The organism is Ferdinandcohnia salidurans (assembly GCF_042680725.1).
Lineage (GTDB): Bacteria > Bacillota > Bacilli > Bacillales > Bacillaceae_L > Ferdinandcohnia > Ferdinandcohnia salidurans.
On record NZ_JBHUEK010000020.1, the window covers coordinates 26,847 to 43,762 of the forward strand.

Genomic DNA, 16,916 nt, shown 5'->3' on the forward strand with positions numbered 1-16,916 from the left:
TTCTTGAACGTTTAAGCAGAAAATATTCGTTTCCATACCTTCATAAATTCATTTCCTATAACAGGTACAATTGATAGTCCAAGAATGAGAAGCCAATCCTTGCCTGTAAGAAAATGAATGCCAAATACATTGTTGAAGAACGGGATATAGACAAGCCCCACTTGAATGGCAATACCTAAACAAATTGCGGCGATTAAGTATTTATTTGTAAATAGTCCCACCTTAAAAATCGATTTCTTACGACTTCTGAGATTGAGAGAGTGAAATAATTGAGAAATACTTAATGTAATAAACGCCATTGTTTGAGCGTGAATTAATGCATCTGCTGTAATGTTACTATAATCAATTGAAAAAACTGAGCTTGCACCAGAATAGAAACGTAGGCCTTCTACAAATGCAAATAAGGTAATAAAACCAATTAATAACCCATTCAATACGGTGAAGCTTCCACTCCCCTTGGAAAAGATGCTTTCCTTTGGATCTCGCGGTTTTTCCTTCATCACATCGGGATCATCAGGATCCATCCCTAACGCAATTGCGGGAAGGGTATCTGTAATTAGATTCACCCATAGAATTTGTACGGCTGTTAATGGAGCGGGTAAGCCAAGTAAAATACCAATGAATAACGCAGTAATTTCTCCTAGATTACAAGAGAGTAAAAATAAAATTGATTTCTTGATATTTTGGTAGATGTTTCTTCCATGTTCTACAGCTGATACAATTGTAGCGAAATTATCATCTGTAAGGATGATATCAGCGGCCCCTTTTGCAACATCTGTACCTGTGATCCCCATGGCTACTCCCACATCAGCCTGCTTTAATGATGGAGCATCATTCACACCATCACCAGTCATTGAGGCGATATGGCCATTATCTTTTAATGCTTTTACAATACGCACCTTATGCTCGGGAGAAACTCGCGCAAATACTCGAACAGTTTTCACTTTTTCCTGTAGCTCCATATCACTAAGTGCTTGTAGTTCTTGGCCAGTCATCGTTTGTGCCTCGTGGTTAGCTATTCCAAGTTCGGACGCGATTGCTAATGCTGTCTTTTGATGGTCACCTGTAATCATAATGGTCTGAATGCCCGCATCTTTACAAGAGGCAATCGATGCTTTCACTTCATCTCGGGGAGGATCTATCATCCCGATCAGGCCAAGGAAAATAAATTCTGTTTCTAAGTTGTTATCAAGGCTGTCATCTTTTGATACATTCTTCATAGCCACAGTTAGAACACGTAAGGCCTTATCAGACATTTTTCCTGCAGCTTGTTGAATACGTTGTTGGTCAATATCGGTAAGTGGGGTAACTTCCCCATTTTTATAAATAGCTGTTACCCTAGGTAGAATGCTCTCCAAAGCCCCTTTTGTAAAGGAAACAATCCTATCATTATCTTCGTGTACAGTTGTCATCATTTTTCGGTCGGAATCAAAGGGAAGTTCGTAGATCCGTTTAAATGCTTTTTCAAGTGTCTCTTTGTGCAACCCAATGTTCAACCCAGCTTGAACAAGTGCAATTTCGGTTGGATCTCCTGTACTTTGATCCTCTGAAACCTGGGCATCATTACATAATGTAATCCCATGAAAAAATGGATGGCTTTGTGCGATATCAGAAGGAACCTCACCAATCTCCCGATAACGATCATCCATAAATATAGTGGTGACTGTCATTTTGTTTTGTGTTAGTGTTCCTGTTTTATCCGAGCAAATCACACTTACTGCACCTAAAGTTTCCACGGCAGGTAGCTTACGTACAATCGCATGATGCTTAATCATCCGCCCTACACCCATAGCGAGTACAATCGTCACAATTGCAAGAAGACCCTCGGGAATCGCTGCGACCGCCAAACTTACAGCAATAAGGAACATATCCAACGGTTCTCTTCCTTGAAAGAAACCAATGAAAAAGATGACAATGGAAACTATAATCGCGCCTATTCCTAAGAACTTACCTAATTCGTCTAATTTCTTTTGAAGAGGGGTTGTTTCTTTTTGTTGTTTGCCAAGCATTCTAGCAATCTTTCCAATTTCCGTATTCATTCCTGTATCGACAACGATGCCAATTCCTCTGCCGTAAGTTGAAAGAGTTGTCATAAACGCCATATTACGTTGGTCCCCAATGGATGCCTCGTGACTGGTGATTAAAGTAGCATTTTTTTCAACTGGAACAGACTCCCCTGTTAAAGCAGATTCTTCGATTTGCATATTCGCTGATTCTACGAGGCGTAAATCTGCAGGGACATAGCGCCCAGCATCTAAAATGACAATATCACCTGGGACAATTTCTTCAGAAGCAAGTTCCCACAGGCTCCCATTTCTTTTGACAATCGCTTTTGGAGTGGACATTTTCTTTAGTTCTTCTAAAGCTTTTTCAGCTTTAGACTCCTGAACAACCCCAATTACAGCATTAAGAAGGATGACGATAAAAATAATGGTGGCATCAGCTATTTCGCCTACAAAAGCCGAAATAACAGCTGCAGCTATTAGTATGTAGATTAACATGCTATTAATTTGAACCCAAAACATCTTTAAAATCGAAGTTTTTTCATGATCTTCAAAGCGGTTTGGACCAAATTTTTGAAGTCGTTCCGCTGCTTCACTTTCTGAAAGACCTGTTTCAATATTTGTGGTAAGTTCCAATTCTACATCTGCTATCGATTTCTTGTACCATTGTGACATTATCATCACTTCTTTCTACATAATAAAATCTACTCATTCAAATATATTGGAAGTACCTTACAAAAATTATAACATCCTGAAAAATAACAGATTGTGAGCGTTCTTTGACACTTTCTAGAATCTGGATGGTGATACAATTCACTGTTCGACATTTTTTTTGATACAATTAGAGGATAAGAATGAAACGAATGATTCTTTCTCTCTTTAGGAGGTTACTATATGTCACTACAATTTATTTTGGGACGTGCTGGTACAGGGAAATCATATACATGTCTTGAAGATATTCGATCAAAGCTTCTTGACGACCCAACAGGTTTTCCGATTGTGTATTTAGTTCCAGACCAAATGACGTTCCAATCAGAATATGATTTAATCAACACCCCTGGAATTGGCGGTATGATGAGAGCTCAAGTATTCAGTTTTACTCGTTTGGCATGGCGAGTGTTGCAGGAAACAGGGGGAATGAGCCGTTATCATGTGAATAATGTTGGAGTGAATATGCTTCTACGTAAAATTATTGATTCCAAAAAACAGGACCTTAAGGTTTTCACACGTGCTGCTGATAAAAATGGATTTATTACTCAAATGGAAGAAATGGTTGCGGAGTTTAAACGATATTGTGTCACTCCTGAAACTCTTGAAGAACAAAAACAAACAGTTGCATCTGATAACAAAGTACTTTCAGATAAATTACATGATCTTCAACTTTTATATGACGAATTAGAAAAACATCTATTTGAGAAATACGTAGATTCTGAAGATTATTTACGACTTTTAGCGGAAAAAATTCCTCAATCTACCTATATTAAAGAAGCAGAAATCTTAATTGATGGATTCCATAGCTATACCCCTCAGGAGCTTGAAGTCTTAGGGCAGCTTATGAAAGTCTCAAAGAAAGTAACAATTGCTTTAACGATTGATAAGGCGTATGAAGTTCCGCCACATGATTTAAATCTTTTCCGAATGACTGGAAAAACCTATCAATCTATTATTCAATTCGCTCAAGAAAATAGCATAAAGGTTGAGGAGCCTGTTTTGTTAACAAGTCAATATCGATACTCCTCTGAACCTTCATTAGCACATCTAGAAAGATATTTTGATGAGAGACCAACAGTTCCATATCAAGGTCAGACGTCAATCAGACTTAGCCAAGCGGTGAATCGACGTGCTGAAATTGAAGGGATTGCGCGTGAAATTCAAAAATTAGCAAGGGATAAAAATTATCGATATCGTGATATTGCGATTATGATTCGAAATGCGAGTGATTATCATGAAATTATCGAAACGATCTTTCAAGACTATCACATCCCATTTTTCATTGACCAAAAACGATCGATGTTAAATCATCCATTAATTGAATTGATCCGTTCAAGTCTTGAGGTCGTAAATAGCAATTGGCGCTATGAGTCTGTATTTCGTTGTGTCAAAACAGATCTCCTGTATCCTTTTGGTGAAGAGATTTCAGCACTCCGGGAGGACATGGACAAGCTTGAAAACTATGTGCTTGAGTACGGGATTCAAGGCTTTAAATGGACAAATGGTAAGCGATGGAAATATAAGCGGATAAGGGGATTAGAGGATTCTGACCTTCCGCAAACAGACAAAGAACGTGAATATGAGGACAAGTTAAATGACCTACGTGACATGATTGCCCGCCCGTTACTTTCCCTCGGGAAACGTCTCCAAAAGGCGAAGGACGGTAGAGAGATGTGTGAGGCACTTTTTCTTTATTTAGAGGATCTTGAAATCCCTGCAAAAATGGAAGAGTTAAAGTTGAACGCAGAACTCGCTGGACGACTTTCGGAAGCAAGAGAAAATGATCAGGTGTGGAATGCGGTATTAGAACTACTAGATCAATATGTTGAAATCGTTGGTGACGAAAAAGTTTCCCTTACTACGTTTAGTAACATGATTGAAACTGGGTTGGAAAGCATGCGATTTGCACTAGTGCCGCCTGCGATAGACCAAGTCCTAGTTGCAAGCTTGGAACGGTCTAGATTATCAAACATTAAATGTACCTTTATTATCGGTGCGAATGATGGTGTCCTTCCTGCACGTCCAAATGAAGAAGGTGTATTTTCGGAATCAGACCGAGAAACATTAGGTGATGCTGGTTTACAATTAGCGCCAGGAAGTCGAGAGACTCTTTTAGATGAAAATTTCCTTATTTATTGTGCACTAACTAGTCCACAGGAAGCTTTGTATATTAGCTATCCTTTAGCTAACGAAGAAGGAAAGTCACTTCTTCCATCACCACTCATAAAACGTCTGAAGGATCTATTCCCAAATGCAGAAGAAAAGTTTTACATGAATGAACCTTCAGAGTTACCAGCTATAGAGCAGTTAGAATACATTGTGAATCCTGATGTTGCCTTATCTTCATTGGCAACACAATTACAGGCATGGAAAAAGCAGTATCCAATTCAGGATTTATGGTGGGATGTATACAATTATTTTGCAAACCACGATGAAATGAAAGATAAAAGTCAGCTTGTATTAAGTAGTTTATTTTATAAAAACAAACCGAAAAAGCTATCAAAAGAAATAACGGATGCCCTATTTGGTGACCATATTCAAGGGAGCGTTTCTCGAATGGAAGTGTTCCAGGGCTGTCCTTTCTCCCATTTTGCAAGCTATGGACTTCAGTTGAAAGAACGGAAAGTATTCCGCTTGGAATCACCAGATATCGGTGATTTATTCCATGCGGCTTTAAAGAATATTGCCGACTTTTTACGAAAGAATGGCATCGACTGGCGGGACTTAACAAAAGAACAGTGTGACAAGTTAGCGATAAAAGCAGTAGAAGAATTAGCTCCACGATTGCAGAAGGAAATTTTATTAAGCTCAAACCGTTATCACTATATCATGCATAAATTACAAAAAATCATCAGTCGTGCATCAAAGATTTTAAGTGACCATGCGAAAGCAAGTGGCTTTGCCCCAGTAGGAATTGAGCTAGGCTTTGGTAAGAAGGGGCCACTTCCACCAATCCGCTTTCAATTGGATAATGGCAGTACGATGGAGCTTATTGGCAGAATAGACCGTGTTGATAAAGCAGAAAGCTCAAATGGTGTGCTTTTACGAGTGATCGACTATAAGTCTAGTCAAAAGGCACTTAATCTTTCAGAGGTTTATTATGGACTTGCTCTACAAATGTTAACGTATCTGGATGTAATCATTACACATTCGAAAGATTGGATCGGTACTTCTGCAAAACCTGCAGGTGTTCTATATTTCCATATCCATGATCCATTAATTCATTCAAATAAAGTCCTGTCTGAGGATAAAATTGAAGAGGAAATCTTTAAGAGATTTAAAATGAAAGGACTCTTATTAGGGGATGAGGAATCTGTTCGTTTAATGGACCAATCACTCGGAACAGGCTACTCCCAGATTGTTTCTGCAGCCATTAAGAAGGATGGTAGCTTTTATTCTAATTCCCAAGTGGCAAGTGAAGAAGAGTTGGGATATCTTCGCAACCATGTACGTGGAGTCTTTAAAAACACTGGAAACAGGATTACAGATGGTGAAATCGATATTGCACCATATAAACTTAAGGATAAGACGCCTTGTACGTTCTGTTCGTTTAAATCTGTTTGTCAGTTTGACCAAAGCTTAGAAGAAAATAAGTACCGAGTTCTCCCAAATGAGAGTAAAGACGTTATCCTCGAGAAAATTCGGAATGGAGGTGTGAAAATTCATGACTAATCTCATACCAAAGCCAGAAGGAAGTCAATGGACCGATGATCAATGGAAAGCAATTGTCTCAAGTGGTCAAGATATCTTAGTCGCAGCTGCAGCGGGTTCTGGTAAAACGGCAGTTCTTGTTGAGCGGATTATCAGAAAAATATTATCTAAGGAACATCCGGTCGATGTTGACCGTTTACTTGTTGTGACTTTTACAAATGCATCTGCGGCTGAAATGAGAAATCGAATTGGAGAAGCACTAGAAAAAGCATTAAAGGAAGATCCAGCCTCCTTACATGTTAGACGTCAACTTAGCTTACTCAATCGTGCTTCAATCTCAACGATTCACTCTTTCTGTTTGGAGGTCATTCGGAAGTTTTACTATTTAATTGACATTGACCCTGGATTTCGAATAGCAGATTCAACTGAGGCAGAGTTAATGCGGGATGAGGTAATGGAAGAACTTTTTGAAGAGCATTACAGTAAACTCGAAAACACGAAATTCTTTGACTTAGTTGATCGCTTTACGAATGACCGCACCGATGTTGAATTGCAAAATATGATTCGGAAACTATATGAATTTTCACGAGCACATCCAGCGCCTAATGAGTGGCTTAAGCAAATTGTGGAGGATTACCGAGTAGATGACCAGAGTTTGGATCAAACCCCGTATATACCATATTTGTTAGCGGATATTTCTCTTCAGCTTGAGGGGGCAAAAGCTAATTTAGAACATGCGATGGATTTAATTCGAATGCCTGGGGGACCTGCTCCAAGGGCAGAAAATATTGAAGCAGACCTAGAACAGATCCATCGACTCTTACATGCGAAGAACCACTCATGGACGGCTCTTTATCATGAAATGCAGACTCTAGTGTTTGGGAGAGCGAAGCCTGTTAAGGGCGATGAGTATGATGAAAATCTGAAGGAACAGGTATCAAAGCTCAGAGATGACGCGAAAAAGCTGGTTGAAAAAATAAAGGAAGATTTGTTTAGCCGTCCTCCAGAAAGCTATTTAGACAACATTAAAGAAATGCAGCCTTCGATCGAGATGCTTGTTGAACTTGTAATTGAATTCGGTGACAGATTTCAGAAGGTAAAAGAAGAAAAGGGGCTAGTTGACTTTTCTGACTTAGAGCATTATTGTCTTGAAATTCTACGAAAGAATGGGACTTCGTCAGACGATTTAGTGCCTTCCGAAGCAGCGTTTGAATACCGGCTCCAATTTGAAGAGGCTTTTGTGGATGAGTATCAGGATACCAATATGGTACAGGAGTCCATTTTAAAGCTAGTTACAAAAGACGGAGAAGCAACTGGAAATATGTTTATGGTTGGGGATGTGAAGCAGTCGATTTATCGTTTCCGGCTTGCAGAACCCATGTTGTTCCTAAGTAAATATAAAAGGTTTACCCAATTAGGGGAAAATACCGGATTAAGAATTGATTTATCGAAAAACTTCCGTAGCCGTGCTGAGGTTTTGGACGGAACGAATTATCTGTTCAAACAAATCATGGGTGAAGCCGTGGGTGAAATCGATTATGACGATGATGCTGAGCTAAAGCTAGGCGCTGATTACCCTGAAAGTAATCAAATGGCTGCTGAACTATTGTTAATTGATAAGAATGGCCAAGAAGTGGCAAGTTATGAGCCAGAAGAAAACGAAGAAGATGAGGAGTCAATGATCCTCTTTGACGAAGCAGAGCTTGAAACAGCCCAGCTTGAAGCTCGCGCGATGGCGAAGCAAATCAAGGACATGATTTCTTCTGGATTCCAAGTGTATGATCGTAAAGAAAATCGGATGAGGAGTATAACTTATCGCGATATTGTCATTTTGATGCGTTCAATGCCATGGGCTCCTCAAATTATGGAGGAATTCAAACAACAAGGCATACCGATTTATGCGGATCTTTCAACCGGCTATTTCGATGCGACAGAAGTCAGCGTTATGATGTCCTTACTGAAGGTGATTGATAATCCATACCAGGATATTCCACTCGCATCCGTTTTACGTTCACCAATTGTTGGACTTGAAGCCGATGAGCTTGCCAAAATTCGAACGTATGAAAAAAACAGTCCTTACTATGAGGCGTTGAAAGTATTTCTAAAGGAAGTCTCTACTGATGATGAAACACACGGGAAAGTATCCGATTTTTATCATAAATTAGATAGCTGGCGTACAAGAGCAAGAACAGGTTCATTATCTGATTTGATTTGGCAATTGTACCGAGAAACGTACTTTTATGATTTTGTAGGGGGCATGCCTGGAGGAAAGCAACGTCAAGCAAACCTTCGTGCCCTGTACGACCGTGCCCGACAATATGAAGCAACATCCTTTAGAGGTTTATTTCGATTCTTGCGTTTTATTGAACGGATGCAGGATCGTGGCGATGATTTAGGTACAGCTAGAGCCCTTGGAGAACAAGAGGACGTTGTCCGCCTTATGACAATTCATAAAAGTAAGGGACTAGAGTTCCCGGTTGTGTTTGTTGGTGGACTTTCAAAGCAATTTAACATGATGGATTTAAATAAAAAATATTTATTAGATAAAGAGCTTGGATTTGGAACGAAATATGTGAATCCAACGCTTCGGATTAGCTATCCCACTCTACCAATGCTTGCGATTAAGAAGAAAATGCATCTAGAACTGATTTCAGAAGAAATGCGTGTTCTTTATGTTGCCCTTACGAGAGCAAAGGAAAAGCTATATCTTGTAGGTACGGTGAAGGATGTAGAAAAACAAATTGGTAGATGGCAGGCCACACTTCAAAACAAAGAATGGTTAATTACAGACCATTTAAGAGCAGGTGCAAAATCCTATTTAGATTGGATCGGCCACGGTTTAATTCGACATAAGGATGCCGTGTTGCTACGAGGGGAAGAAACAGTAGACCAGCTCCCAGACGACATCGTAAATCATCCAGCAAAATGGGAGATTAGGACAATTCCAGCTATAGAGTTACAAAAAATTGAGGTTGAGGAAGAAAGCAAGCAAGAACAAATAGAGGCAGCAATGAAAGATGGAAAGCCAATTCCAGTTAGTAGTGAACTTTTAGAAAGAATTGAACATCAATTAACTTGGAAATATCCGTTTAAATCTGCAGCAAATAAGCGTTCCAAACAGTCTGTTTCAGAAATCAAAAGACAAAGAGAGAGCATGGATGAACATAGTGACACACTCTTTCTTCCAAAGTTCCGCTCAAGTTCTGCAGACCGGCCAAGGTTCATGCAGCAAAAATCATTAACACCTGCAGAACGTGGTACAGCGATGCATATGGTTATGCAGCATATTAGCCTTAGTGAACCAATAAATGAAGAATCAATTCGTGAGCAGATTCAAAAAATGGTTCATCATGAATTAGTAACACAGGAGCAGGCTGATGTTATTGATGTAACAAGTATTTTGGGATTTTTTAAATCGGATCTTGCAAAGCGAATGCTTACAGCTGAAAATGTAAGACGAGAAGTTCCGTTTAGTGTGGCTATTCCAGCTACTGAAGCCTATGCGGACTGGTCTGATGAACAACAGGAAAATGTCCTCATCCAAGGGGTCATTGACTGTATTTTTGAAGATGATAAAGGAATTGTTCTAGTTGATTATAAAACAGATACGATAACTGGGAAGTTTAGAAGCTTTGAAGGTGCAAAGCCAGAGCTTGAAGACCGTTATCGTGTACAGCTTGAATTATATAGTAAGGCCATCGAACACATTTGGAGAAAACCACTTACAGAAAAGTATTTATACTTTTTTGATGGTGGCCATTTGTTAGAGGTGTAGTTTAAGAAGTACTGCTCTTAATTAAGGGCAGTACTTTTTATATCAATTTCCAGTTAACTCTACCATTTCTAGTCAACCTCCTATGTTAAAATAATAGTACTGGATTACGGTTTAGAAAGGGGACTTTCAAATGAGAATTCTTCACACCGCCGATTGGCATTTAGGTCGATCACTTGAGGGAAGAAGTAGATTAGAAGAACAAGCACAATTCTTGGATGAGCTTGTAAAAATTGTCGAGGAAGAAAAAATCGATGTTGTGCTAATGGCTGGGGATGCCTTCGATACAGTGAATCCACCAGCTGCAGCTGAAAGCTTATTCTATGAAAGTATTTCTCGTTTATCAAATGGGGGGAAGAGACCCATATCAATCATTGCAGGAAACCATGATAATCCTGACCGCTTGTCAGCAGCTTCACCACTTGCACACGGTCAAGGAATTCAATTACTGGGCTTGCCAACGATGGATGTCCAAACCATCTATGTACCCTCTACAAATGAAACTCTTAAACTAGCAGCATTACCATACCCGTCTGAGTCACGATTGGCTGAAGTACTATCTGAATCTCATGAAGAATTAATGCTTCGCGATAAATATGACCAACGGATTCAAGGGATCTTTGAACAAATGAGTAAAGCTTTTACACCTGAAACGATTAATATCGCAATGAGTCATATCTATGTGACAGGTGGCAGTAGCACTGATTCTGAGCGACCAATTGAAGTTGGTGGAGCGTACACCGTTGCATCCACAAGCCTTCCGGAAGCAGCACAATATGTTGCATTAGGGCATTTACATCGCCCGCAAATGGTATCAAGAGCTAAAACGATGGCAAGATATTCAGGTTCACCATTAGCCTATAGTTTCTCAGAAGCTGGTTATGCGAAGTCAGTCACAATTTTAGACGCAAAACCCGGCCAGCCGGTTGAAATGTCTGAGGTATTTTTATCAAGTGGAAGGCCACTTGTAAGATGGAAGGCAAAAGAAGGGCTTGCTCAAGTATACAGTTGGCTTGATGAAGGCAAGGATGCAAACGCATGGGTTGACCTTGAAATTCATGTAACAAATGCGTTATCAATCGAAGAGATTCATAGATTACGTAAGTATCACAGCGGCTTGATCCATATTCGGCCTGTATTTGAAGAACTTGAAAAAGATAAACTGGAACGGACTGTAAGTACGAATACCCCAATCGATGAACTTTTTGCACGTTTTTATGAAAAACAAACTGGCGGGGCTAAACCAGAGCCTGAACTTACCCGATTGTTTTTAGAACTTATAACCGAAGACGAAGATGAGGAAGGTGACGAAGCATGAAACCAATTACACTCACAGTAGCGGGACTTCATAGCTTCCGAGAGAAACAAACTGTTGATTTTGGCTCCCTTTGTGAAGGTGGAGTTTTTGGGATATTTGGTCCGACTGGAAGTGGAAAGTCCTCAATCCTTGATGCTATGACACTTGCCTTGTACGGAAAGGTGGAGCGCGCATCGAATAATACCCATGGGATTCTGAATCATGCAGAAAATCAGCTTCATGTTTCTTTTATATTTGAACTTGAAAATGCCAAAGGAACAAAGCGATATATGATTGAACGTAGCTTTAAACGACAGGACGACTTAAAGGTCAAATCTTCAGTGAGTCGGATCATTGAAGTAGGTGAGGAATCTGTTGTCCTGGCTGATAAAATTGGAGAGGTCAATCAGTGCGTACAGGATTTATTAGGCTTGACGATTGATGACTTTACAAGAGCAGTCGTGTTACCACAAGGAAAATTCTCTGAGTTTTTATCATTGAAGGGTGCGGACCGTAGACAAATGCTTCAGCGTCTATTCAATCTTGAACAATATGGGGACAAGCTTAATAAAAAATTAAAGAATAAGCTCACGACAGCAAAAAACGAATTGAACGAAGTAACAGCTGAGCAGGCTGGTCTAGGGGATGCTTCAACAGAAGCAATTAAAGCTGCAGAACAAGAGCTAAAAGAAACAGAGGTCCTTCTTACTAAACGTCAAAACGAAGTTAATAAGATAGATGCTGATTTTGAAAAAAGTAAAAATATTTGGCAATGGCAGCTGGAAAAGAGCGCCCTATCACAAAAAATAGTTGAAATTGAACAAGAGAAACCGCAAATTCTTCAGCTAGAAGAAAAACGGAAGAACGCAGAAACAGCTGCTCTTATCCTGCCATATCTTGAGGAATACGAAACGGCGAATGATGCTTTAGAAAAAGCAACTGTTCGTTATCAATCCCTGCAAAGCCAGTTAAACTCAAAAAAAGAGGAAAATGAAATCAAGGCCAATGAGTATCATCAGGCACGTCAGGAAAAGACTGAAAAGCTACCGTATTATCTAACCAAGAAGCAGAAACTTTCAGATGCGATCATTGTTCAGGAAAGAGCAATCGGTCTTGAAAAGGAAGTAAATGAACTACAACAAAAGGTGAATAACTTACAATCACTTGTACGTGAAAAACAAAATCAGATTGAAGCGATCACAGTTTCCACTACATCAGACTCAGAAATGCAAAAAGAACGGAGAGAAAAACTGACTCAGTTAACTGTTTCAGCAGATGTTCGTGAAGAGCTTCAAAAAGCGAATCAAATAAAACTATCCATAATGTTCTCCACAGAAAACCTTAAGGACCAACAGACGGAATTGGAAAAGAGCCGCGTACAGCTTGAGCAAACGCAAGAAAAGCTACATTCTCAAAATGAGGCTCTTGCCCAAGCTAAACACAAAATGGAAACGATCTTTATAAAAAATGCAACAACATATGAAAAGGTTTGTGAACGGGATAGAGAATGCGAAAAAGTTATAGGATTTGGTGAGGTTAAATTATCTAGGCTCAAGCAAGAATTAGAGGATAGCCGTAGAAATAATCTTGCCATCAGACTTGCTAGCCAGCTTCAATCTGGGCAACCATGTCCAGTCTGTGGATCTACGCATCACCCAAATCCAGTTGTTCATGAGGATCATGGAGATGCCTTAGAAACACAAATTGAAAAATTGACAAATGAGATAGCAACAGCACGTAATGTGAAACAGGAGTTTTCTACATTAAAAATTAAACTTGAACAAATTTCTGGGGGGCTTGTACAAGAATATCCAGGTGAAATGACTATCCCTCCAAAAGCTAATATGGTGGTAAACGATCAGGAAATGGAAGATATCACCGAAAAACTTCAATTTCTTCTTGTCGAACAAAAATCATTACATCAGGATTACTTAAAGATTCAAGAAACAGGAAGAAAAGTGATCCAAGAGATTCGAGCGGTCATGCAAAAAGTAAGTCAGCTTGAACAGACCATATCAATGAGCACGAAATCTTATCATGAACTGGAAGTGCGTGTTGCGAGTTTACAAGAAAAAATGAAGGAACAGTTCATGAATTGGAAGCGAACTTTCCCGCAGCTTGATTTTGAAACAGTTGAAGCAAAGCTTGGAGAAATCTCGAAAAATGATAAGTTGGCACAAAGTCTTTCTGTTGAAATCGAAAATGCAAATAATGTATTAGAACGAAAAGAACAGGAAAAGAAGAAATATCAGGATGACTGTAATACCATTGATCGCCAAATTGTTGAACTCAATTCAACCTTAAAGGGTAAACTCGAGGCATTAACAGAGGCACATGAAAAGCTTTCAACAGAAGTTGGAGACAACAACATCAAGCAGCTCATGGCTGAAACCGAGCAAATGGTAAAAAAACTTGAAGAAACTGAGAGTATCGCGTACGAAGCTTGGCAAATGGTCCAATCACAATGTCAAAAACTCGAAAACGAAACCCACGCCGCCTTTCAGGCCGTACAAGATGGCAAGGTTCGAAGTGAAAAAGCAACAGCAAAATGGACTGATGTGCTTGAGGCTACAAGCTTTAATACAATATCCGATGTGAAGGAATCGCTTCTTTCCAAACACGTGCAGGAAGAACTACAAAAACAAATCGAGACGTTTTGGGATCGTTTCAAGCAAATCCAAACTGATTTGCAAAAAGTAACTGATTTACTTAATGGTGAAGAACTAACAAAAGAAAAATGGGAAGAAATCCAAATAATCCGTACGGAAATGAGAGAGATGCTAAATCAAGCAGTAGAAGCAAAAGGAGCTGCTGTAAAAGCACTCCAAGTGCTTTTAGATAAACATGAGCGTTTCAACGAGCTTGAAGATAGACGGATTGAATTAGATAAATTAGTAGAGCAATATAATAAGCTCCAATCCGTATTCAAAGGAAATAGCTTCGTAGAATATATTGCCGAAGAACAACTCGTTCAAGTAAGTCATGATGCTACCGAGCGACTTGGTATTTTAACAAGGCAGCGTTATGCTGTTGAAGTGGATTCGCAGGGCGGATTTATTATGAGGGATGATGCAAATGGTGGCGTAAGACGACCTGTGACAACCCTTTCCGGTGGAGAAACGTTCTTAACATCTTTGGCGTTGGCATTATCACTATCTGCTCAAATCCAGCTAAGGGGAGAATATCCATTACAATTCTTCTTCCTAGACGAAGGTTTCGGAACACTGGACGCCGATCTATTGGATACGGTTGTATCCGCACTCGAAAAACTTCACTCAAAACAGTTAGCAGTAGGCGTCATAAGCCATGTTCAGGAATTAAGGGCAAGATTGCCAAAACGTCTAATTGTTGAACCAGCAGAGCCTTCGGGCAGAGGAACGCTTGTTAAATTAGAAACTTTATAGAAATACGAAAAAGGCCAGAAATGGCCTTTTTCTTCTGCACAATGCAAGTAATAGCCGGAACATTCGTGGGCGAAATATATTCATTAGGCCGTTGCAGTATACCATTTATCGAAAAACGATGTAGCAGTATACCGAATAAAGCTTAATCGATATAGCATTTATCGAAAAACGATGTGAAGGTATACCGAAACGAGCTTAATCGATATAACATTTATCGAAAAACAATAAGGCACTATACCAAAAAAACATAAGCTTAAGAATCTAGCCATCGCATCGTGTAAAAAATACTTACTGTTAGTATTTTCTACGCATTCTTTTTAATGAGTTGGTCTGCAAAATCTTCATCATTTGTATTTGTAGCATTCAAACCGTTATTTGTGCAGATAAAGTCACCTGTATTAAACGAGCCAGAGCCTGAATATGTCTTGCCTGTGCTTTTTGGTGAAACATAGAAGGAGTCCCCGAAATTCACGACTCCACCACCGACACTATTGATTTTGATTGGTCCTACTATTGAGGGCATATCGCGTCATCCTTTTAAGTGTACAATTTAATTATTCATACTATTACTTTATGAAAAACGAGGTATTTCGTTACCTGTTCGTTTTTGATTTGTCATCAAGGAGCTTTCGAATATGCTTTACCTTTGATTCAGTGTGAATGGTTTCCGTTGAACCAATTTGCATAACGGCAGCCGACGAAACCCCGTTGACCTTTATGGAATCTACCTTAATAACTGGGTTTTGATTAAATATCTCCATATTAACAGTTTCGGTCACTTTTACTTTAGGAAGTTCCCTCGAAAAAATAGGATATTGTGAAAAATCCCCTTCATTTGTAAAAAAAAGTGGAACCTCTCTTTGTACCGCAAGTGCCTGAGAAACAGGGGTGATTTTTTTCGAGTCTCCAATTTCTAAAATACTACTAAAAGATACAGAATTGACATAAATAAGATCAACAACGGATATTCGTTGCATGGACATCAACCTTGTGGTGCTAATGGAACGTATGGTCCAATAATCAGTGATTCCGGTGGAGTATCAAAGGCAGATGCCATTGATATTGTTTTAGCGTCCCCGATAATAAAAACAGATGAAGTGGATACTCCAACGATTTCAATATTCCCAACATGGATTTCTTTATTTACAACAGTAAAGTTCATGTATCTTGACCTTCTTTCAAATTATCTGGAAGATTATTCAGATAAGCTGTGATTGAGTTTTGAATATCTATTTTTATTCTGTCAACAATGGCTGAATATACCTCATGTATCCGTGTAGGATCTTGGAGTTCAGCTTGCTTTTGTTCTAAATAAAAAATGATCCGTTCATTGATCTGCTTACGAATATCCTCCACAACAAACTGGACATGCTCGTCAGGGATTGAAGTCCCTTGTTGGTTTAACTTACTTTGGATATAAATCGAGCAATCATTACTTAAGTATTCATCAATTTCATTTTCAATTTCACCAATTAAGTCTTTATGGGTATGTCGGACGTCAGGTATATTCATCTTACTTTGTGAAACTGCAAAATCTTCAATTTGTTCTCCGTTCATAGGGTTTAATCCGATATTTAATGTACCTTCCAACGTTTCAACCTTAAGTTGATCAAATTTATATTCAATTTTTTCTATATGAGTAGTTGGTTTATTCTTGATTTCTTTAAGTTCTCCCTGGATGAGCTGCAGTGTCTCTTCTAATTGTGCGATTCGTTGATTCTGTTGTTCGATATAGTAATGAAGGCTTCGGATATAAGAGTTGATGTCATAAGGATAAGTGTACAACGGCATTCACCCTTTCTATAAACATTTATGGTTTACAGTATGCATGCACATTAATATGGGTGAATGCCTATGAAGGAGTTGGTGCAACAAGTGGAACGTTTGGTTTTGAACCAGGTGAGGTTTTAGATCCGATTTCGGGAGCAGGCTCCGTAAATTGACCTGTATTATATAGGTTAGACGTAGGTTTGATCAGCCCAGCACTACCAATTTGTAAAACGGATGAATTACTAACGCTATCCACACGTAAAGAATGAATACAAATACTTTGATTAATATAAAAGTTCATGTCCTCA

General features: G+C 39.1%; 10 protein-coding genes. 4 read left to right on the forward strand and 6 right to left on the reverse strand.

Translation table 11 applies throughout. The annotated features are described in order from the left end of the window. Window positions 1-11: 11 nt before the first annotated feature. Window positions 12-2,678, reverse strand: a complete 2,667-nt coding sequence (locus ACFSFW_RS13095; protein WP_388038938.1) for a cation-translocating P-type ATPase — start codon at window positions 2,676-2,678, stop codon at window positions 12-14. 219 nt (window positions 2,679-2,897) lie between these two features. Between ACFSFW_RS13095 and addB the strand changes: the two genes are divergently transcribed. The 4 genes from addB (at window position 2,898) to ACFSFW_RS13115 (ending at window position 14,838) form a co-directional block, all read left to right on the forward strand. Beyond that, the gene (gene addB, locus ACFSFW_RS13100) at window positions 2,898-6,386 is read left to right on the forward strand and encodes a helicase-exonuclease AddAB subunit AddB (RefSeq protein WP_388038940.1); all 3,489 of its coding nucleotides are present in this window, start codon (window positions 2,898-2,900) and stop codon (window positions 6,384-6,386) included. Continuing rightward, on the forward strand, window positions 6,379-10,140 hold the full coding sequence (addA, locus tag ACFSFW_RS13105; protein ID WP_388038942.1) for a helicase-exonuclease AddAB subunit AddA: 3,762 nt from the start codon (window positions 6,379-6,381) through the stop codon (window positions 10,138-10,140). Before addB ends, addA begins: the two co-directional genes overlap by 8 nt. Window positions 10,141-10,270: 130 nt before the next feature. After that, the gene (locus ACFSFW_RS13110) at window positions 10,271-11,455 is read left to right on the forward strand and encodes an exonuclease SbcCD subunit D (protein WP_388038943.1); all 1,185 of its coding nucleotides are present in this window, start codon (window positions 10,271-10,273) and stop codon (window positions 11,453-11,455) included. After that, complete coding sequence (locus tag ACFSFW_RS13115; RefSeq protein ID WP_388038945.1) at window positions 11,452-14,838, forward strand: AAA family ATPase; 3,387 nt, start codon at window positions 11,452-11,454, stop codon at window positions 14,836-14,838. Before ACFSFW_RS13110 ends, ACFSFW_RS13115 begins: the two co-directional genes overlap by 4 nt. A gap of 304 nt (window positions 14,839-15,142) precedes the next feature. Here the strand turns inward: ACFSFW_RS13115 and ACFSFW_RS13120 are convergent, their stop codons facing one another. The 5 genes from ACFSFW_RS13120 to ACFSFW_RS13140 form a co-directional block, all read right to left on the reverse strand. Continuing rightward, window positions 15,143-15,361: a spore germination protein gene (locus tag ACFSFW_RS13120; protein ID WP_099362373.1), complete on the reverse strand. Its 219-nt coding sequence runs from the start codon at window positions 15,359-15,361 to the stop codon at window positions 15,143-15,145. 70 nt (window positions 15,362-15,431) lie between these two features. Continuing rightward, window positions 15,432-15,815, reverse strand: coding sequence for a spore germination protein GerPE (locus ACFSFW_RS13125; RefSeq protein WP_388038947.1), 384 nt, complete (start codon window positions 15,813-15,815; stop codon window positions 15,432-15,434). A 5-nt stretch (window positions 15,816-15,820) separates the two neighbouring features. Further along, window positions 15,821-16,000 (reverse strand): spore germination protein GerPD, encoded by a 180-nt coding sequence (locus tag ACFSFW_RS13130; RefSeq protein ID WP_099354282.1) that lies wholly within the window; start codon window positions 15,998-16,000, stop codon window positions 15,821-15,823. Then, entirely contained in the window at window positions 15,997-16,623 is a 627-nt protein-coding gene (gene gerPC / locus ACFSFW_RS13135; protein ID WP_388038949.1) for a spore germination protein GerPC, read from the reverse strand. The genes ACFSFW_RS13130 and gerPC overlap by 4 nt, the downstream gene beginning before the upstream one ends. Before the next feature lie 67 nt (window positions 16,624-16,690). Beyond that, window positions 16,691-16,909, reverse strand: a complete 219-nt coding sequence (locus ACFSFW_RS13140; RefSeq protein WP_388038951.1) for a spore germination protein GerPB — start codon at window positions 16,907-16,909, stop codon at window positions 16,691-16,693. Window positions 16,910-16,916: the final 7 nt, after the last annotated feature.